The organism is Nocardioides ochotonae (genome assembly GCF_011420305.2).
In the GTDB taxonomy this organism is placed as follows: domain Bacteria; phylum Actinomycetota; class Actinomycetes; order Propionibacteriales; family Nocardioidaceae; genus Nocardioides; species Nocardioides ochotonae.
On sequence record NZ_CP061769.1, the window covers coordinates 4195926 to 4214381 of the forward strand.

General features: G+C 73.8%; 16 protein-coding genes. 10 read left to right on the forward strand and 6 right to left on the reverse strand.

Going from position 1 to position 18456, the window contains the following annotated elements; all coding sequences use genetic code 11:
* Positions 1-3: 3 nt before the first annotated feature.
* Positions 4-879: a PadR family transcriptional regulator gene (locus HBO46_RS20140; RefSeq protein ID WP_166135032.1), complete on the reverse strand. Its 876-nt coding sequence runs from the start codon at positions 877-879 to the stop codon at positions 4-6.
* A gap of 156 nt (positions 880-1035) precedes the next feature.
* Here HBO46_RS20140 and HBO46_RS20145 point away from each other — a divergent pair, with 156 nt between their 5' ends.
* The 4 genes from HBO46_RS20145 to HBO46_RS20160 all read left to right on the forward strand — a co-directional run bounded on the left by HBO46_RS20145 (position 1036) and on the right by HBO46_RS20160 (position 4689).
* Positions 1036-2031, forward strand: a complete 996-nt coding sequence (locus HBO46_RS20145; protein WP_166135034.1) for an ABC transporter ATP-binding protein — start codon at positions 1036-1038, stop codon at positions 2029-2031.
* The gene (locus HBO46_RS20150) at positions 2028-2837 is read left to right on the forward strand and encodes an ABC transporter permease (protein WP_166135036.1); all 810 of its coding nucleotides are present in this window, start codon (positions 2028-2030) and stop codon (positions 2835-2837) included. The genes HBO46_RS20145 and HBO46_RS20150 overlap by 4 nt, the downstream gene beginning before the upstream one ends.
* Positions 2838-2899: 62 nt before the next feature.
* Positions 2900-4087 carry a sensor histidine kinase gene (locus HBO46_RS20155; RefSeq protein WP_166135038.1) on the forward strand — a complete coding sequence of 396 codons (1188 nt, stop codon included), beginning with the start codon at positions 2900-2902 and terminating at the stop codon, positions 4085-4087.
* Positions 4084-4689: a response regulator transcription factor gene (locus HBO46_RS20160; RefSeq protein ID WP_166135040.1), complete on the forward strand. Its 606-nt coding sequence runs from the start codon at positions 4084-4086 to the stop codon at positions 4687-4689. Before HBO46_RS20155 ends, HBO46_RS20160 begins: the two co-directional genes overlap by 4 nt.
* A 20-nt stretch (positions 4690-4709) precedes the next feature.
* Here the strand turns inward: HBO46_RS20160 and HBO46_RS20165 are convergent, their stop codons facing one another.
* A complete protein-coding gene (locus HBO46_RS20165; RefSeq protein WP_166135042.1) occupies positions 4710-6653 on the reverse strand; it encodes a M3 family metallopeptidase in 1944 nt (647 codons plus the stop codon).
* 86 nt (positions 6654-6739) lie between these two features.
* Between HBO46_RS20165 and HBO46_RS20170 the strand changes: the two genes are divergently transcribed.
* The 3 genes from HBO46_RS20170 (at position 6740) to HBO46_RS20180 (ending at position 10715) form a co-directional block, all read left to right on the forward strand.
* The gene (locus HBO46_RS20170; protein WP_166135044.1) at positions 6740-7765 is read left to right on the forward strand and encodes a glycoside hydrolase family 6 protein; all 1026 of its coding nucleotides are present in this window, start codon (positions 6740-6742) and stop codon (positions 7763-7765) included.
* 88 nt (positions 7766-7853) lie between these two features.
* Positions 7854-9134 (forward strand): MFS transporter, encoded by a 1281-nt coding sequence (locus tag HBO46_RS20175; protein ID WP_224769274.1) that lies wholly within the window; start codon positions 7854-7856, stop codon positions 9132-9134.
* Positions 9135-9185: 51 nt separating this feature from the next.
* Complete coding sequence (locus HBO46_RS20180) at positions 9186-10715, forward strand: SDR family NAD(P)-dependent oxidoreductase (protein WP_224769275.1); 1530 nt, start codon at positions 9186-9188, stop codon at positions 10713-10715.
* A gap of 36 nt (positions 10716-10751) precedes the next feature.
* On the opposite strand, the gene HBO46_RS20185 is transcribed toward HBO46_RS20180, so the two are convergent.
* Positions 10752-11261 carry a mycothiol transferase gene (locus HBO46_RS20185; RefSeq protein ID WP_166135047.1) on the reverse strand — a complete coding sequence of 170 codons (510 nt, stop codon included), beginning with the start codon at positions 11259-11261 and terminating at the stop codon, positions 10752-10754.
* A gap of 45 nt (positions 11262-11306) precedes the next feature.
* Here HBO46_RS20185 and HBO46_RS20190 point away from each other — a divergent pair, with 45 nt between their 5' ends.
* Positions 11307-12293 (forward strand): TIGR03557 family F420-dependent LLM class oxidoreductase, encoded by a 987-nt coding sequence (locus tag HBO46_RS20190; protein WP_166135050.1) that lies wholly within the window; start codon positions 11307-11309, stop codon positions 12291-12293.
* Positions 12294-12374: 81 nt separating this feature from the next.
* On the opposite strand, the gene HBO46_RS20195 is transcribed toward HBO46_RS20190, so the two are convergent.
* Positions 12375-12977: a GNAT family N-acetyltransferase gene (locus tag HBO46_RS20195; RefSeq protein ID WP_166135053.1), complete on the reverse strand. Its 603-nt coding sequence runs from the start codon at positions 12975-12977 to the stop codon at positions 12375-12377.
* Complete coding sequence (locus HBO46_RS20200) at positions 12974-14782, reverse strand: DUF429 domain-containing protein (protein ID WP_166135056.1); 1809 nt, start codon at positions 14780-14782, stop codon at positions 12974-12976. Before HBO46_RS20200 ends, HBO46_RS20195 begins: the two co-directional genes overlap by 4 nt.
* 170 nt (positions 14783-14952) lie before the next feature.
* Between HBO46_RS20200 and HBO46_RS20205 the strand changes: the two genes are divergently transcribed.
* Together HBO46_RS20205 and HBO46_RS20210 are read left to right on the forward strand one after the other, a co-directional pair.
* Positions 14953-16137, forward strand: a complete 1185-nt coding sequence (locus HBO46_RS20205; RefSeq protein WP_166135059.1) for a fatty acid desaturase family protein — start codon at positions 14953-14955, stop codon at positions 16135-16137.
* A gap of 73 nt (positions 16138-16210) precedes the next feature.
* Complete coding sequence (locus HBO46_RS20210; protein WP_166135062.1) at positions 16211-17839, forward strand: M28 family peptidase; 1629 nt, start codon at positions 16211-16213, stop codon at positions 17837-17839.
* Between the two features lie 10 nt (positions 17840-17849).
* On the opposite strand, the gene HBO46_RS20215 is transcribed toward HBO46_RS20210, so the two are convergent.
* On the reverse strand, positions 17850-18377 hold the full coding sequence (locus HBO46_RS20215; protein ID WP_166135065.1) for a MarR family winged helix-turn-helix transcriptional regulator: 528 nt from the start codon (positions 18375-18377) through the stop codon (positions 17850-17852).
* Positions 18378-18456 lie beyond the last annotated feature (79 nt).

Genomic DNA, 18456 nt, shown 5'->3' on the forward strand with positions numbered 1-18456 from the left:
CGCTCACGACCGCTCACCGCCGTCGCTGTGCCCGTCGCCGGTGCCGTCCGCCTCGGGGCTGCCGGCGGGGTCGGTGGCGTCCGGCGCGTCCGGGGCGCCGTCGGCGCCCTCGGGGTCGGCCAGCACGCCGTACAGCCGGCGGCGCGCGTCGACGAGGATCTCGATGGCCGCGGCCTTCTGCTGCGGCGTACCGGTGGTGACCACCTGCCAGACCGCGCTCATCACCTGCCCGATCTCGGGCTTCAGGTCGGTGCCGCCGGGCTGGGTCTCCCCGTCCCGGTCGGAGCCCGCGTGCGAGGTGTCCTCGAACGGCGCCCAGACCGCGGCGAGGTCCTCGGCGTGCTCGCCGACGTAGGTCACCCCGGCCTGGGTGAGGCGCAGCGAGCGCCGGCCGCGCTCGGAGGTGGTCTCGACGAGCCCCTCGTCCTCCAGCTGCTGGATGGTCGGGTAGACCGAGCCGGGGCTCGGTTTCCACACGCCGCCCGAACGGGCCTCGATCTGCTGGATCACCTGGTAGCCGTTGAGCGTGTCCCCGGCGCGCTCCGCCGTGGCGAGCACGTCGAGGATCGCCGAGCGCACGTCGCCGCGGCGCACCCGCGGCCCGCGACGCTCCTCGGTCCCGGGCTGGCCGAAGCCGAAGATCCCGGCCAGCCACGGCGGCGGTCCGCCGTGGCCACCCGGGCCACCGGCCCAGCCCGGCCCGCCGCCGGGACGGCGGTGCCCACGGCGTCCGCCCTCGAAGCCCCAGGCGCCCGGCCCGCCGCGGTGCTGCTGGCGCAGCCCGTCGACGTCCTGCGCGAACTGGCGGCCGAGCTCGGCGCCCCACCGGCCGAGGTCGCGCCCCAGCCCGCCGCCTCCACATGCCTCTTCGGATCCCATGACCGCTCCTTCCCTCACGTCTCGTTCCCATAGCGATATATCGCGATCGTACGGCGGTGAAGGACACCGAACAAGCGGCCGTGCTGACATTTGTCATGGCCGATCGGTGATGCCACGCACTGCCGCCGGGCCCCGACGCACGGCATCGTCGGAGGCATGCGATCCACCGTGCCCCGCACCCCCGACGACACCCCCGCCGTCCGACTGCGCGGGGTCCGCCGCACCTACGGCACCGGGGACTCCCGGTTCGAGGCCGTGCGCGGCGTCGACCTCGACGTGGCCCGCGGCAGCGTGGTCGCCCTGCTCGGCACCAACGGCGCGGGCAAGACCTCGCTGCTGGAGGTCGTCGAGGGCCTCGCCCCCGCCAGCGGCGGCACGATCGAGGTCCTCGGCCTGGACCCGGTCGCCGACCGCGCGGAGGTACGCCGTCGTACCGGCGTGCTGCTGCAGCGCAGCGGCTTCGCCGCCGACCTCACCGTGCGCGAGACCCTCGAGATGTGGGCCACGACGCTGAGCACCCCACGCCCGGTCGCCGAGGGCCTGGCCCTGCTCGACCTCGAGGGCCGCGCCGACACCCGGGTCGGGGCGCTCTCCGGCGGCGAGCAGCGCCGCCTCGACCTCTCCTGCACGCTGCTCGGTGACCCCGAGCTGGTGCTGCTCGACGAGCCCACCACCGGCCTGGACCCCGAGAGCCGCCAGCGGCTGTGGGAGCTGGTGCGCGGGCTGCGCGACGCCGGGCGCACGGTGGTGCTCTGCACCCACCACCTCGAGGAGGCCGAGGAGCTGGCCGACCGGATCGCGATCATGCACGGCGGGCTGATCGTGCGCGACGGCACCGCCGCCGAGATCACCGCCGCGCGCCCCTCCCGGGTCCGGTTCGGCGCCGTCGCCATGCCGCTGCCCGACGCCGGGTCCCTGGGGGCGCAGAGGGTGCACACCGAGCACGCCGTGACCACCGTCGAGACCCGCGACCTGCAGGCGACGCTCACCGCGCTGCTCACCTGGGCCGGGCGCCACGGCGTACGCCTCGAGGGCCTCGACGCCCGGACCGCGAGCCTGGAGTCGGTGTTCCTCGACATCGCCCGCGAGCCCGTCGACCGCACGAGCGAGCCCGCATCCCACCAGACCGCCCTCGAAGGGACTTCGCGATGAGCACCCTCGCCCCCACCGACTCCGCGACCCCGTCGCCGGCCCGCGCCTCGCTGCGCCGGGTGCGCGGCCTGGTCCGCGCCAACGCACGCCTGGTCGTGCGCAACCGGCTGACGCTGTCCTACGCCGTCGTCCTGCCGCTGCTGCCGCTGCTGCTGGTGCTCGGTGGTGACCGCGGCGCGATCGGCCCGGGCGCCGCCTCGGTGATCACCGTGGTGATGCTCGCGCTGCTGTTCCCGGTCTTCTACAACACCCTCTCGATGGTCGTGACCCGCCGCGACGAGCTGGTGCTCAAGCGGCTGCGCACCGGGGAGGTGCGTGACGGCGAGCTGCTGGTCTCGCTCGCCGCCCCGGGCGCGATCATCGCGATGCTGATCGGGGTCGTGACCATCCCGGCGGCTCTGGCCCTCGGCGTACCCGCCCCGCAGGCGCCGGTGCTCTACCTGCTGACGATCGCCGTGGCGTCGGTGACCCTGGCCACCCTGGCCTTCTGGACCGCCGCGTGGACCCGCAACGCCGAGGCGGCCCAGCTCACCAGCATGCCGGTGATGGCGCTGCTGGTCGCCGGCCAGCTCGCGGTCGGCTTCCCCGAGGAGGTCCGGCGCTGGATCGCCTACACGCCCGGTGGCGCGGTCACCGACCTGGTGCGCGGCTCGTGGTTCGGCCTCGGCCCCGACGACGCCGACCCGACCCTCGACACCCTGGGCGCCTGGGCCGGCGCCGGCGTACCGCTGCTGGTGCTGGTCGCCTGGACGGTCCTGGGCGGCTGGCTCACCGCCCGATCCATGCGCTGGGAGCCGCGCGCCTGAGGCCTCCGCGCCGGGCACAATGGCGCCCACCCGACCACCGACGGCCCAGGAGCGGAGACCCGATGAGCACACGCTGGTGGCGTTGGGCCGACCGCGACGAGGTCTCCCGGGTGGACGCCTACACCCGGCAGTCACTCCACCTGCTGCTGTGGGGGTCGCCGCTCTTCCTCGCGCTGCAGGCCCTGCCCCGGGTGCCGGAGGACCAGACGGGGCTCGCGGCCGGCATCGTCGCGGCGGGCCTGACGGTCTGCGTGCCCGCGACCGTGGTGCTGCGCGACGTGATGGAGGCGCACCCGCGGGCGGGGTCCCTGCCCCGGCGCGCGGTGCCGTTCCTTGCGCTGCTCGCCGTGGCGTACGTCGCGGCGCTGTGGCTGCCCACCGAGACCCGGGGCCTGGCGGTGATGCTGCTGTGGAGCGCGCTGGCCTGGTCGCTGGGCGGGCTGCGCGGGCGGGTGGCCACCGGCGTGCTGCTCGCGGCGCTCACGCTGACCCCGGCCCTCGCGTCCCGCGAGCCGATGACGGCCCTGCTCGGGCTGGGTGTGGGCGCGTTCTTCGTCTTCACCGTGCGGGTCTCGCTGTGGCTGCTGGCGGTGGTCCGTGAGCTCGACGAGGCGCGGAGCACCCGGGCCGCGCTGGCGGTCGCGGAGGAGCGGCTGCGCTTCTCCCGCGACGTCCACGACGTGCTCGGGCGCCAGCTCTCCGTCATCGGGGTGCAGGCCGAGCTGGCCGCAACGCTCGCCGAGCGGGGCGACCCGGGCGCCGCGGCACGGATGCAGGAGGTCCGCGCCGCCGCCCACGAGGCGCTGCGCGAGGCCCGCGAGCTGGCGCGCGGCTACCGCGCCACCGACTGGCACCAGGAGGTCGAGGGGGCCCGCTCGCTGCTGCGCTCGGCCGGCACCGAGGTCGAGCTGGCCGTCGACGACCTGCCGCCCGCCTGGCACGAGCCGGCCGCCTGGGTGGTGCGCGAGGCGGTCACCAACATCCTGCGCCACTCCGCCGCCACCCGGGTGGAGGTCCGCTACGCCGACGGCGAGCTGTGCGTCACCAACGACCGACCGGCCCCCGCAGGCGCCCAGGTCGGGACCGGACTGCGGAGCCTGTCGGACCGGTTGGTGCCGTTGGGTGCGGCGCTGCGGACCGCGCACACCCCGGAGCGCTTCACCGTGGTCGCGGCCCTGCCCGGCACGGCCCCCGCGGCGGTCCCGGCCGCCGGGGCGGGGCTGGTCGCGACCGAGGGCGGTGCCCGATGATCCGGCTGCTCCTCGCCGACGACGAGAACCTGATCCGGGTCGCGCTGGCCCAGCTCCTCGAGCTCGAGGACGACCTGGTGGTCGTCGGCCAGGCCGCCTCCGGCCCCGAGGCGCTCGCGGTGGCCCGCGCCGAGCGCCCCGACGTCGCCGTGCTCGACCTGCAGATGCCCGGCCTCGACGGGATCGGCGTCGCGGAGGCCCTGGCCGCCGAGCTGCCCGGCTGTGGGGTGGTGATGGTGACCGGGCACGGGCGCCCCGGCCACCTCAAGCGGGCCCTGGGCGTCGGCGTGCGCGGCTTCCTGCCCAAGACCACCTCGGCGAGCACGCTGGCCCGCGTCGTACGCGACGTCCACGGCGGGCGCCGCTACGTCGACCCCGAGCTCGCCGCGGAGGCGATGGCCGCCGGGGACAGCCCGCTGACCCCGCGGGAGGCCGACGTGCTGGAGCTGGCCGCCGATGGCGCGCCCGTGGAGGACATCGCCCGCCGTGCCTCGCTCAGCCCCGGCACGGTGCGCAACTACCTCTCCAGCGCGACCTCCAAGCTGGGCGCGGCCAACCGGCACGACGCCTGCGCGACCGCGCGCCGCCTCGGCTGGATCTGAGGCGGGCGGGTCGGAGCGGATCAGGCCTCGCGGGCCAACCAGGCCGCGTAGGCGTCGAAGGTGTAGGGCCGGCCGAGGAAGTCCGCGACCAGGTCCGCGGCGTCCTTCGACCCGCCCCGCGCCAGCACGGTGTCGCGGTAGCGGCCGGCGACGACCGGGTCGAACAGGTCGTCCTCGTCGAAGGCGCTGAACAGGTCCTTGGCGATCACCAGCGACCACATGTAGGTGTAGTACGCCGAGGAGTAGCCGCCCAGGTGGCCGAAGCTGGCGAACATGTGGGTGCCCTCGACGTAGGGGTACGGCGAGTAGCGCGCCTGGAGCTCGCGGGTGCGGGCGGTGAGGTCGTCGGGACGTTCCACGTGGAACCAGTACGACATCGCGGCGTAGAACATCTGCACCCGCGCCTGGATGCCCTTGCCGTAGTCGTCGGCCGCCCGCATCTTCTCCACCAGCGGGCGCGGGATCGGCTCGCCGGCGGCGTTGGTGGCGAAGGACGCCAGCACCTCGGGGTCCCAGGCCCACTCCTCGAGCATCTGGCTGGGCGCCTCGACGAAGTCCCACTCGGTGGCCACGCCGGAGAAGGCGACCCAGTGCTGGTGCCCGCCGAGCACGTGGTGGACCAGGTGGCCGAACTCGTGGAACAGAGTGACCACGTGGTCGTGCTCCATCAGCCCGCGCGCGAAGTTGCAGACCAGCACGCCCTCGGGCAGCTGGCGCCCGGCGACGCCGGGGACCAGGTCGAACTGCGCGGCGTGCTTGTACTTGCCGTCGCGGGGGTGCAGGTCCAGGTGGATGCGGCCGAGCGGCGCGGCGTCGGCCGGGTCGTCGGCGCGGCGCACGTCGTAGGTCGTGACGTCCTCGTGCCAGACCGGGGCGTCGGGCACCTCGTCGTAGCGCAGCCCGAAGAGCCGGCCGGTGACCTCCAGCAGACCGCGACGCACGGTGGCGAAGTCGAAGTAGGTGCGCACCTGCTGGGAGTCGACGTCGTAGCGCTCGCGGCGCACCAGCTCGGAGTAGTACGACGCATCGGCCGAGGGGATCGTCTCCGCACCGGGGACGTCGCGGCGGTAGCGCTCCAGCAGCACCGCGAGGTCACGCTGCATCGGCTCCTCGGCGGCGGCCGCGATCCGGTCGATGAACTCCGGGATCGCCGGGCCGGAGCCGATCATCTTCACCTCCGCGTCGTACGCCGCCCAGTCGGCGTGGCCGAGCAGCGTCGCCAGCTCGTGGCGCAGCGCGAACATCTCCTTGAGCACCGCGTCGTTCTGCGGCCAGCCGCGGGTGAGGAAGGCGAGGTTCATCGCGGCGCGGACCTCGGCGTCGTGGGCGAACATCCGCACCGGCACCGCGTCGGGGTAGTCGGTGGTGGCGGTGACCTGGCCGTCCTCGTCGGCGGGGTGCGCGTCGAGCCAGTCCTGCGGCAGGCCGGCGTAGCGCTCGGCGGGGAAGGTGATGGTGCGGACGTCGTCGCGGGTGTGGCGGCTGAGCTCCTGGTCCAGCGCGGTGAGCCGCTCGCGGATCTCGGCGAGCCGGGCCCGGGTCGCCTCGTCGCGGTCGACGCCGGAGCGGCGGAAGTCGCGCAGGGTGTGCTCCAGCAGCCGGCGCGCGTCGGCGTCGAGGCCGGCGGGGTCCACGGCGGAGAAGACCTCGAACAGCGCACGGTCCTGGGACAGCTCGGTGCCCAGCCGGTCGGCCTCGACCTCGGCCTGCTCGGCGTGCTCGCGCACCGCCGGGTCGGGGTGGACGTTGGCGAACAGCGACCCGACGGCGGCGACCCGGCGCAGCTCGATGCACAGGTCGTTCCACGTCTCCAGCACGCCCAGCGGGTCGCCGGCGTCCGCGCCGCGGAGCCGGTCGGCGAGCTCGCGGGCCACGGCGAGGCGGTCCCGGGACTGGTCGTCGACCCAGCCCAGGGCACCCTCGGCGGCGGGCAGGAGGACCGGGGACGCGGTGGGGGCGCTCATGGGCGTCAGCCTGCCACGCGCCGGGGACGGTCCGCGATCGGTCATCGTGCCCGCGCGCCGCTTCCGCTGGCCCTACGATCCGAGCCATGACGACACGCCTGCTCCAGCGCTGGGCCGGCGTGGTGCTCGCCGGCCTCCTGGCTCCCGCGCTGGTCACCGCCGCGACCGCCGTCCCGGCCTGGTCGCCCGACGACGCCGGCGGGGCGAGCGTCGCGAGCGTGGCGGAGCGGGCGCGCAAGGACCCCCGCCTCACCCGCCCGCTCCACCTCGACGACCGGCTCCCGGCGACCGGGCAGGAGCGCCGCTACCGCCGGATCGCGCAGACCCCCCAGGCGATCTGGTACGCCCCCGAGCAGCACCCCACCTCCTCCCTCGCCGCGGCCGTGTCCGACCAGGTGGTCCGCGCCACCGCGACCCGGAGCACGCCGGTGCTGGTGCTCTACGCGATCCCCGACCGCGACTGCGGGCAGCACTCCGGCGGCGGGCTGCGCGGCGCCGCGGCGTACCGCGCCTACGTGCGGGCCTTCGCCCGCGGCCTCGGCACCCGCAGCAAGGCGCTGGTCGTCGTCGAGCCGGACGCGATCGCCCTGATCGGCCAGCCGGACTGCGCGGACACGGCGGCCCGCCTGAAGATGCTGCGCTTCGCGGTCACCCGGATCGCGCGGACCGGCGCGTGGGCCTACCTCGACGCCGGCCACTCCGCCTGGACGCCGTACGACGGGCGCGCGCGGCTGCTCAAGCGGGCCGGGATCGCGCAGGCACGCGGGTTCAGCACCAACGTCGCGAACTTCCGCCCGCTCCCCGACGAGCGGGCCTACGCCACCGGCCTGCGCAGGGAGCTGGCGCGGATCGGGGTGAAGGGGGCGCGCTACGTCGTGGACACCTCCCGCAACGGTGCCGCGGCCCCGGTCGTCGGCGACGTCATCAACCCCACCTGGGCGCGCCTCGGACCGGCCCCGAAGCGGCGCTTCCAGGACGGCCTCGACGCCACCTTGTGGATCAAGCACCCCGGCGAGTCCGACGGCGCCGTGAACGGCGGCAACGCCGCCGGGCAGTGGTGCGACCTGCTCGCCGACCGGCTCCTCGGGCGGGCGGACTCGCCCTCCTGCTGAGTCGCCTGCCGAGCCCGCCCGCTGGCCCAGCAGGGGCGATCCGGGCCCCGTGCCGGGCGCCCGGGACCCGGGCGTAGGTTGTCCCCTCGTGCCTGGCCTGAAGTCCCTCGTCGCCGACACCCGGCCGCTGCAGAACCCGCACTTCCGGCGGCTGTGGCTGGCCAACATCATCACGGTGATCGGAGCGCAGCTCACGGTCGTCGCGGTGCCGGCGCAGATCTACGCCGACACCGGCTCCTCGGCGTACGTCGGGCTGACCGGGCTGTTCGGCCTGGTGCCGCTGGTCGTCTTCGGCCTGTACGGCGGGGCGCTGGCCGACGCCTTCGACCGGCGCACGATCCTGATCGTGACCACGCTCGGGCTGATCGGGACCAGCGCGCTCTTCTGGCTCCAGGCGGCCGCGGGCTCCACGAACGTGTGGCTGCTGCTCAGCCTGTTCGCGGTGCAGCAGGCGTTCTTCGCGGTCAACCAGCCGACCCGCAGCGCGGTGGTCCCCCGGCTGGTCTCGGCCGAGCTGCTGCCGGCGGCGAACTCGCTCAACATGACCGTGATGCAGGCCGGCGCGATCGCCGGCCCGCTGGTGGCGGGCGTGCTGATCCCGGTCCTGGGCTTCGAGTGGCTCTACCTGATCGACACCTTCACCCTGCTGGCCACCCTCGGCGCGGTGCTCAAGCTGCCCCGCCTGCCGGTCGCCGGCGTCACCGGCACCCCGGGGCTGCGCTCGGTGCTGGAGGGGCTGGCCTACCTGCGCCACCACCCGGTGCTGCTGATGTCGTTCGTCGTCGACGTGATCGCGATGCTCTTCGGCATGCCGCGAGCGCTGTTCCCCGAGATCGCGCACGTCGACTTCGGCGGGCCCGAGGACGGCGGGCTGGTCTTCGCGCTGCTCTTCGCCGCGATCCCGGCCGGCGCCGTGATCGGCGGCGTCTTCAGCGGCTGGGTCTCCCGGGTGCACCGCCAGGGCCTCGCGGTGATCGTGTGCATCCTGGTCTGGGGCGTGGCGATGACCGGGTTCGGCATCGCCGTCGGGCTGGCCCGGCACGCCTCCACCCTGATGCTGTCGATCGCACTGCTGATGCTGGTGATCGGCGGCGCGGCCGACATGGCCTCGGCGGCGTTCCGCACCAGCATGCTCCAGAGCGCCGCGGCCGACGCGGTCCGCGGCCGCCTGCAGGGGGTCTTCATCGTGATCGTCGCCGGTGGCCCGCGCCTGGCCGACGTCGCGCACGGCGCCGCGGCGGCCTCGGTCGGCGCGGCGGCGGCCGCCGCGGGCGGCGGGGTGCTCGTGGTGGTCGGCACGGTGGTCGCGGCGCTCGCCGTACCGTCGTTCGTGCGCTACCGCGTGACCCGCACCGCATCCGGCGTCTGAGCCGGGGGTGAGGATGTCGGGTCCGGGGGCTCGGCTTCGTAGGATCCGCCGGTGACCGCTACCGACGACCGCACGCCCTCCGCGAGCGTCCCTGGCATCGATCCCGACGACCTCGCGACCGCCGTCCGGGTGCTGAACCAGCTGCACGAGCTGCCCGACGACCACCCGGACATCCGCACCGTCAAGCACGCCGCGTCGCACATGTACAAGGCGCTCAAGCGCGAGCGGCGCACCCGCAAGCGCGAGGCCGAGCTGGCCCACGACCGCGCCGTCACGGAGGCCACCGCCACCGGCTCGGCGATGCGCATCGACGACGAGACCGCCGGGATCCCGCTGGTGTCCACCACCCAGGGCGCGTTCGCCGGCGAGCTGATCAACCCGCGCGGCTGCTACATCTGCAAGAACGACTACACCCTGGTCGACGCCTTCTACCACTGGCTGTGCCCCTCGTGTGCGGCGATGAGCCACGAGAAGCGCGACCAGCACGCCGACCTGCGCGGCAAGCGGGCGCTGCTCACCGGCGGGCGCGCCAAGATCGGCATGTACATCGCGCTGCGGCTGCTGCGCGACGGCGCGCACACCACGATCACCACCCGCTTCCCCAAGGACGCCGTACGCCGGTTCGCCGCGATGGAGGACTCCGCGGACTGGCTGCACCGCCTCAAGGTCGTGGGCATCGACCTGCGCGACCCCACCCAGGTGGTCTCGCTGGCCGACGACGTGGCCGCGGCCGGGCCGCTGGACATCCTGATCAACAACGCCTGCCAGACCGTGCGCCGCTCCCCGGGCGCCTACTCCCAGCTGGTCGAGATGGAGTCGGCGCCGCTGCCCGACGACATCGAGCTGCCGCCGATGGTCACCTTCGACCGGGTCAGCGACGCCCACCCCGCGATGATCACGGGCGCGCTGCGCGAGCACGCAGTGGCGCACGGGGAGGACGCCGGTGCTGGGTCCGGGTCGGCCGCGCTGGCCGCGACGACCGCCGCGGACCTGACCGCACTGGCGCTGAGCGCCGGCTCGGCCTCCCTGGAGCGCCACCTCGACGGCACCGCCGTGGACGCCGGCGGCCTGCTGCCGGACCTGCAGTCCACCAACTCCTGGACCAAGGGCGTCGACCAGGTCGACCCGCTGGAGCTGCTCGAGGTCCAGCTGTGCAACCAGACCGCGCCGTTCATCCTGATCTCGCGGCTGCGCCCGGCGATGCGCGAGGCGGTGCGCCGCGGCGCACGGCGCGCCTACGTCGTGAACGTCTCGGCGATGGAGGGGCAGTTCTCGCGGCGCTACAAGGGCCACGGGCACCCGCACACCAACATGAGCAAGGCCGCGCTCAACATGCTCACCCGCACCTCCGCCGGGGAGATGTTCGAGACCGACAAGATCCTGATGACCGCCGTCGACACCGGCTGGATCACCGACGAGCGCCCGCACCAGGAGAAGCTGCGGATCGCCGCCGAGGGCTGGCACGCCCCGCTCGACCTCGTCGACGGCGCCGCCCGGGTCTACGACCCGATCGTCCAGGGCGAGGCCGGCGTGGACCTGTACGGGCACTTCCTGAAGGACTACGTCCCCAGTCCCTGGTGAGGGTGACCCGGGGGGGGGTTGCGCGTAACTCAGCAGTTACGCGCGGAACCCCAGCAGCCCCCGCACGTACTCCGCCTGCCCGACGTGGCGGGTGTCGTCGTCCAGGACGCTCACCAGCCGCACGCCGAGGGTGACCGGCGGGTCCCAGCGGGTGTCGACGATGCGGTCCAGGTCGCCCTCGCCGACCGTGGCGAGGAACTCCATCGTCTGCTCGTGCACCGCGGTGAGGTACGCCGCGAGCCGGTCGGCGTCGATGCAGACCGCGTCCACCTGGTCGCGGGTGTGCCCGAAGCCGGTGTCGTCGGGGTCCAGCGGCAGGTCGAAGCGGCTCACGAAGTCCTGCTCGCTCCACACCTGCGGGCGCCCGGCGACGTCGGCGACGTGGTCGTCCTGCACCCGGGTGAGGTGCCACACCAGCCAGCCGATCGGGTTCGCGTCGGGGGCCGGGCGCTGGGACAGCTGATCGACCGACAGCCCGGCGACGACCGACGTACCGCTCTCGAGGACGCGTCCGAAGCCGTCGGACAGCAGCTGCGCGGGAGTCATGTCCCGACGCTACGGTCGCGAGGCGAAACGGGGTACCCCCCGCACATGAGCAATCTCGGATACACCCTCATGACCGAGCAGAGCGGCCCCCGCGAGCTGGTGGGGTACGCCGTGGACGCCGAGCGGGTCGGGTTCGACTTCGCCGTCTCCAGCGATCACTACTCGCCCTGGCTCACCGAGCAGGGGCACGCGCCGTACGCCTGGACGCTGCTGGGCGCGGTCGCCCAGGCGACCGAGCGGATGGGGCTGATGACCTACGTGACCTGCCCGACGCTGCGCTACCACCCGGCGGTGGTGGCGCAGAAGTCCGCGACGCTGCAGCTGTTGGCAGAGGGGCGCTTCACCCTCGGCCTGGGCAGCGGGGAGAACCTCAACGAGCACGTCGTCGGCGCCGGCTGGCCGACGATCGGGGTGCGCCAGCGGATGCTCGCCGAGGCGGTGGAGGTGATCCGCGCGCTGCACACCGGCGACCTCGTCGACTACCACGGTGAGCACTTCGAGGTGGACTCCGCGCGGGTCTGGGACGTCCCCGACGAGGGCGTCGAGCTCGCGATCGCGGTGTCCGGGGAGCGCTCGATCACCGAGCTCGCGCCGCTGGCGGACCACCTGGTCGCCGTCGCGCCCGAGGCCGAGATCCTCGAGACCTGGAACGCCACCCCCGGCGCCCCGCAGATCGGCGCCGGCGCCCGGGCCATCGGCCAGATCCCGGTCTGCTGGGCCCCCAGCGCCGAGGACGCCACCGCCTACGCCCACGAGCAGTTCCGCTGGTTCGCGGGCGGCTGGCAGGTCAACGCCGACCTGCCCACGCCGTACGGCTTCTCCGGCGCGACCCAGTTCGTACGCCCCGAGGACGTCGCCGCGCAGATCCCCTGCGGCCCCGACCTCGACGCGATCGTGGAGGCGGTCGGCGCGTACTGGGAGGCCGGCTTCACCGACGTCGCGCTGGTCCAGGTCGGCGACCGCTGGCAGCAGCAGTTCCTCGACGAGGTCGCCGCCCCGCTGCTGGACAAGCTCCGCGCCGCGGCGCCCTGAGCGGGCCCCTGCCACATGTAACGCGGGGTTATTGTCGCTCCACACGCCGTGTGCGACGGGTGCAGCGACAATAACCCCGCGTTACAGCTCGCGGGCCGCGCGCCACTCCTCCGCCAGCACCGCGTACCCGAACGAGTCCAGCCAGCCGAGCTCGCGGTGCAGCGACTCGCGCACGGCGTGGCTCTCGCGGCGCATGCCGACGCGTTCCATCAGCCGCCACGAGGCGGTGTTGTCGGCGAAGCACTGGGCGGTGACCCGGCGCAGCCCGAGGGTGGTGAAGCAGGTCTCCAGCAGCGCGCGGACCGCCTCGGTGGCCAGGCCGCGGCCGGCGTACGCCGGGTCGAGGACCCACCCGAGCTCGGCCTCGCTGGCCCGGGCGGCGCTGGCAACCTCGGCCTGCGCCCACCCGTCGCCGACCCACAGCATCAGGTCCCCGATCACGGGGCCGCGGCCCGGCGCGCCGTCCGCCGCGACCTCGACGACCAGCGTGCGCGCCAGCCGCTCCGGCTCGGCGAAGCTGGCGGCGTACGACGCCGGCTCCCCCGGGGCGCTGGTGATCCACTGCGCGACCTCCGGCAGCGACCGGATCCGGTACGTCGCGTCGGCGTCGTCCACCCGCGCCGGGCGCAGCAGCAGCCGCTCGGTGCGCACCGGCCAGGCCACCGCGTCGAGCGGGCCGCTCATCCCTCGCCCTCCGGGCGCAGCCGCTCCAGGCGCTGGGCGAGCAGGTCGGCGCGGTGCGCGTTGCCCTCGAGGCGCACGTAGCGCTCGCCGTACACCGCGAGCAGCGCGTCGTCGAGGCGACGTACGGCGCCCGGCGGGTAGCGGTACTCCATGCGGGCGTTGAGGTCCCACGCCAGCGCCGGGCGGATCACCTCGCCGAGCTCGTCGAGGGAGGTGATGTCGAGCTCGCGCAGCAGCCCGGAGATCCAGGCGTAGTGGTCGCTGCGCGACCAGCCCGCGTCGTGGTACTGCCCGGCCAGGAACGCCGCGAGCTCGCGCGCGTCGATGCCGCTGCCGCTCGGCTCGTCGGGCTCGTGGCCGACCCGGTCCGGGGTCGGGTCCTGCGAGGAGCCGCGCAGCCGCTCGCGGATCGTGGAGAACTCCTGGTCGGCGAGCTCCAGCAGCCCCGCGGCGAGGGTGAAGCGGCGGTCGAAGTCGCGCGCGTGCTCCTCGGGGATCGTGCCCTTGTAGCGGATGTCGTGCTCGAACTCCGCCCAGGCGTGCTGCAGCACCGTGCGGATCTGGATCTGCGCGACGCGCGCGTGCAGCGGGGCGAGGTCCTGCTCCTCGAGGCGCGCCGGGTCCAGCTCGACGAGCAGGTGCCGGCTGGCGTAGCCGAAGCGCCCCTCGGCCGCGGTCTCGCTGCCCATGTCGCGGTCGTCGAGCACCGTCACCTGGCTGGCCAGCAGGTCCGCGACCGCGGCGACGTCGCTGTGCACGTAGGTCACCACGCGTACCCCGACCTGGTCGGTGATGTCGCGCAGCGGGTCGGGGTAGAGCAGCTCGCCGTCGCGGGTGCGGGTCGCCTTCTCCGCGAAGCTCGCGACCGACTTGGTGCGCCCGGTGACGGTCAGGTAGTTGATGCCTGCCTCGTCGAGCACCCGGGTCACCAGGTCGACGGTCAGGGCACCGCCGCGGGACAGCTCGGGGTGGCGCAGCGCGTACTCGCGCACCGCCTCGGCCACCGTGTCCTCGCCGCCGTCGGCGGGACCGGGGCGCTTCGGGGACAGGTCGGCGGGCAGCGTCGGGGTGACGATGTAGCCGTCCTCCCACGACGAGCCGCCGTCGTCGCCGTACGTCGTGAGCCGCTCGGGTGCCCGGTGGGAGAGCAGCGCGACGTAGGCGCAGACCACCGCGTCCACCTGATCCTCGACCACCCGCAGCTCGCTCTTGCGGGTCGCCGACTCCGCGGCCCGCCGCAGCGCGGACCACGCGGGACCGGTGAGGAGCAGCGGCGGCTCGGCCGCCGCGAGGCCCTCGAGCAGGCCCATCAGCACCAGCAGCTCGGCCCGCATCGAGGCCGGGTCGCGGCCCTTCTTGTCCTTGTACTTCAGCGTGCGACCGAGGCGGAAGATGGCCACGGTGGCCGGGTGCGGGTAGACCTCGATCGCGCGCCGGCTGCGCCCCGAGCGCGGGTTGACGTCCAGCCCGAGGCGCGCGGCCAGGCGCTGGGCGCGGCTGCCGTCGCGGAAGTCGGGCTTGGCGGTGTTCGAGGGGTGCGCGCCGGCCTCGAACCGGGCGAAGTCGCGGTTCAGCGCCGCCTCCGCCGGGCGGTTGCCGGACGGGTTGCGCACCAGGATCGGGGCGTCGAAGGCCACCACACAGGGCCCGGCGACGTACGGGTCCAGCTCGGCGACGACCTCGTCGTCGCTGGTGACCGCAGCGACGTGCACGAGGCGACCGCCCGCATCGAGCACGGCGATCCCCGTGGGCCGCTGGAGGCCCCACGCCAGATCCACGCCGACGAGGTGGAGATCGGGTTGCATGGGATCAGCCTGCCGCATCGCGCCCCGCGCGCGCCCGGACGGGGGCAGGCGGCCCCGACGCCGTAGGCTCTGCGGGCTAACGGCTCGCGGTACGGGTACCGCTTCATCAGCGATCCCTGAGGATCCGCGTCCGCGACCACCAGTGTCGAGCACCCCTGGAGCCCCCCACGATGACCACCACCACGCACCTGCAGCCGTCCCGCATCGGACCCGCCGCCCACCTGACCGCCGACGACGTCGAGGCGCTCGGGCGCGAGATCACGCAGATCCGCCAGGAGGTGCTGGACTCCCGCGGCGCCCGCGACGCGGCGTACATCCGGCGGGTGATCGCGGCGCAGCGTGCGTTGGAGCTCTCCGGGCGCGCCGTGCTGGTGCTCGCCAGCAACCGCCGCGGCGGCTGGGTGCTCGGTACGGCGATGCTCGGCGTCGCCAAGAGCCTGGAGAACATGGAGATCGGCCACAACGTCCTGCACGGGCAGTGGGACTGGATGCGCGACCCCAAGATCCACTCCACGACCTGGGACTGGGACCACGCCTCCCCGCCGGAGCAGTGGAAGCGGGCGCACAACGAGACCCACCACACCTACACCAACATCCTCGGCAAGGACAACGACCTCGGCTACGGGATCATGCGGGTCGACGAGGCCCAGCCCTGGAAGCCGCGCTATCTCGTGCAGCCGCTGTGGAACGCGATCAACGCGCTGATCTTCGAGTACGGCATCGCGATGTACGACCTCGACTTCGGCGACTCGCTGCGCAACAAGACCGGGTTCAGCGCGGAGAAGAAGGCGGAGATCCGCACCACCCTGCGCAAGATCGGCAAGCAGGCCACCAAGGACTACGTCGTGCTGCCCGCGCTGTCGGGACGGCACTGGCGCGCGACCCTCACCGCCACCGTGACCGCCAACGTGCTGCGCAACGTCTGGTCGCACTCGGTGATCATGTGCGGGCACTTCCCCGAGGGCGTCGAGGCCTTCGAGATGGAGCAGCTCGACCCCGACGAGACCCGGGGCGAGTGGTACCTGCGCCAGATGCTCGGCTCGGCCAACATCTCCGGCCCGCCGCTGGTGCACCTGATGACCGGCAACCTCTCCCACCAGATCGAGCACCATGTCTTCCCCGACCTTCCGAGCAACCGCTACGCCGAGATCGCCCCGCGGATGCGCGATCTCTTCGAGCGCTACGGCCTGAGCTACAACGTGCGCCCGCTGCCCCAGCAGGTGGCCAGCGCGTGGCACAAGGTCGTCCGGCTCTCGCTCCCGAACGGCTGGCTGCAGCGGACCGGCCGGCACAACTGGCGCGCCCAGCTGCGCGAGCTCCGGCGCAGCGAGCCGTCGCCGACCTCCCCAGTCTGAGGCGTGACACAGGTCACCTCCATGGGCCAAGGTGGGGCACCTCAGCCCGCCCCACCCCCCCCAGGAGATGACCTTGAGCGCATCACGAGGCCGCGCGGCGATCGCCGCATCGGCCGTTCTCGGTGTCGGACTCGCCCTGATCGGCCCGGCCGCCACCGGCCAGAGCAGCACTCCCGAGCACAGCGGATCGGCCGTGCACGAGCGGCAGCAGGCCGCGAAGCCGAAGCCGGCCAAGCCCGGCAAGCCGAGCAAGCCGAGCAAGCCCGGTAAGCCCGGCAAGCCCGGTAAGCCGAAGCTCACCGACAGCGAGAAGCTGCGCAAGGCGGTGGGGACCCCGCGCATCATGAACCACCTGCGGCAGTTCCAGGCCGCCGCCGATCGGTACGGCGACCGCGCCGCCGGGCAGGAGGGCTACAACGCCGCCTCGCGCTACGTGGAGTCCCAGCTGCGGGCCGCCGGCTACTCCCCGCGCCGGCAGTACTTCGACTTCGTCTACACCCGCGTGAACGCCAACACCGTCAGCGTCGGCGGCGAGCAGATCGCCAACGACGTGCTCACCGGCTCGCCGAGCACGCCCGCCGGCGGAGTCACCGCCGACCTGGTCACCCCCGCCGTCGCCCAGGGCTGTGACGCCGCGGCATGGCAGGGCGTGGAGGTCACCGGCCAGATCGCCCTGGTCAACCGCGGCACCTGCAGCTTCCAGATCAAGTCCGAGGTCGCCAAGGCCGCCGGCGCCGCGGCCGTGGTGATCTGGAACAACGCCCCCGGCCCGCTCAACAACGCCACCCTCGGGGAGTCCACCCCGGCGCTCGCGCCCACCACCGGGATCAGCCAGGAGGACGGCCAGGCGCTGGTCGCCGACCTCGCAGGCGGCCCCGTCGAGGCGACCGTGGACCTCGACGTCACCGTGGAGGAGCGCCGTACCTGGAACGTCATCGCCGAGACCCGCCGCGGTCGCGCCGACGACGTGGTCATGGTCGGCTCGCACCTCGACGGCGTGCAGGACGCCGCCGCGATCAACGACAACGCCTCCGGCAGCGCCACGTTGCTCGAGACCGCCATCCAGCTCAAGAAGATGGAGGGCCGGCTGCGCAACAAGGTCCGCTTCGCCTGGTGGGGCGCCGAGGAGCTCGGCCTGCTCGGCTCCACCCACTACGTCAACCAGCTGGTGGAGAACAACCCCGAGGCCCTCGACGACATCGCCGTCTACCTCAACTACGACATGGTGGCCTCGCCCAACTACATCATCGGCGTGTACGACGCCGACGAGTCCACCGAGGCGGCGAGCGCCCCGGTGCCGGCCGGCTCCATCGAGACCGAGCGGCTCTACCGCGCGTACTTCCGCTCGGTGAAGCAGCCGGTGGTGGACACCGCCTTCTCCGGTCGCTCGGACTACCAGGCGTTCATCGAGAACGGCGTGGCCGCGGGCGGGCTGTTCAGCGGTGGCGACGGCGTCAAGACCGAGGAGCAGGCACGTCTGTTCGGCGGGACCGCGGGGATCACCTACGACCCGAACTACCACACGCCGGCGGACGACATCTCCAACATCTCGCGTCGTTCGCTCGACATCATGTCCGACGCGATCGCCCACATGACGATCCGGCTCGGCCGCAGCACCGTGGCGATCGACACCCCCGACGACACCCTGCCGACGGGTCGCCGCAGCGCCCCGCGCGCACCTGAGGGGGTCCTGCTCCGCTGAGGGACGCCCCTCACCGACCCCTTGACGGTGCCGCGTCGCCCACGGGCGGCGCGGCACCGTCATGTCCAGCGTCATGTCCTGCCTCCCCCTCGACGTGCGCGCGCAGCGCACGCTGGGCGATGGCCAGGCCGGTGTCGAGGGCGGCGAGCTCCGCGGTGTCGAGGCGTTCAAGGATGCCGAGCCGGGAGCGCAGCTGGAACGACGCGAGCTCCTCGAGCGCCTGCCGGCCGGCGGGCGTGGCCACCAGGTGCCGGCTGCGCCGGTCCGGCGCCTCCTCGCGCACCAGCAGACCGTGCTCGGCGAGGCGACGGACCAGGCCCGAGACGGTGGCCGCGGTGACGCCGAGCTCCGCGGCGACCTCGTGGGCGGTGATCGGCGCCCGGTGCACCGCCAGCAGCAGCACCTTGAGCTGCTGGAGGGAGAGCTCGCTGGCGACCAGCGCGTCGAGGCGCAGCTCGATCGCGAGCTGGTCGAGCGCCGCGAGGTGGGCTGAGACCGAGGCCACCAGTCCCCCACGCACCGAGTCCACTGGCGTCACCGCGCGCTCCCTATGATGATCCGGGCGATCGTTAGCGTCGCCCTAATCAAATTCTGTACCCATCTCGCCCAACAGAACA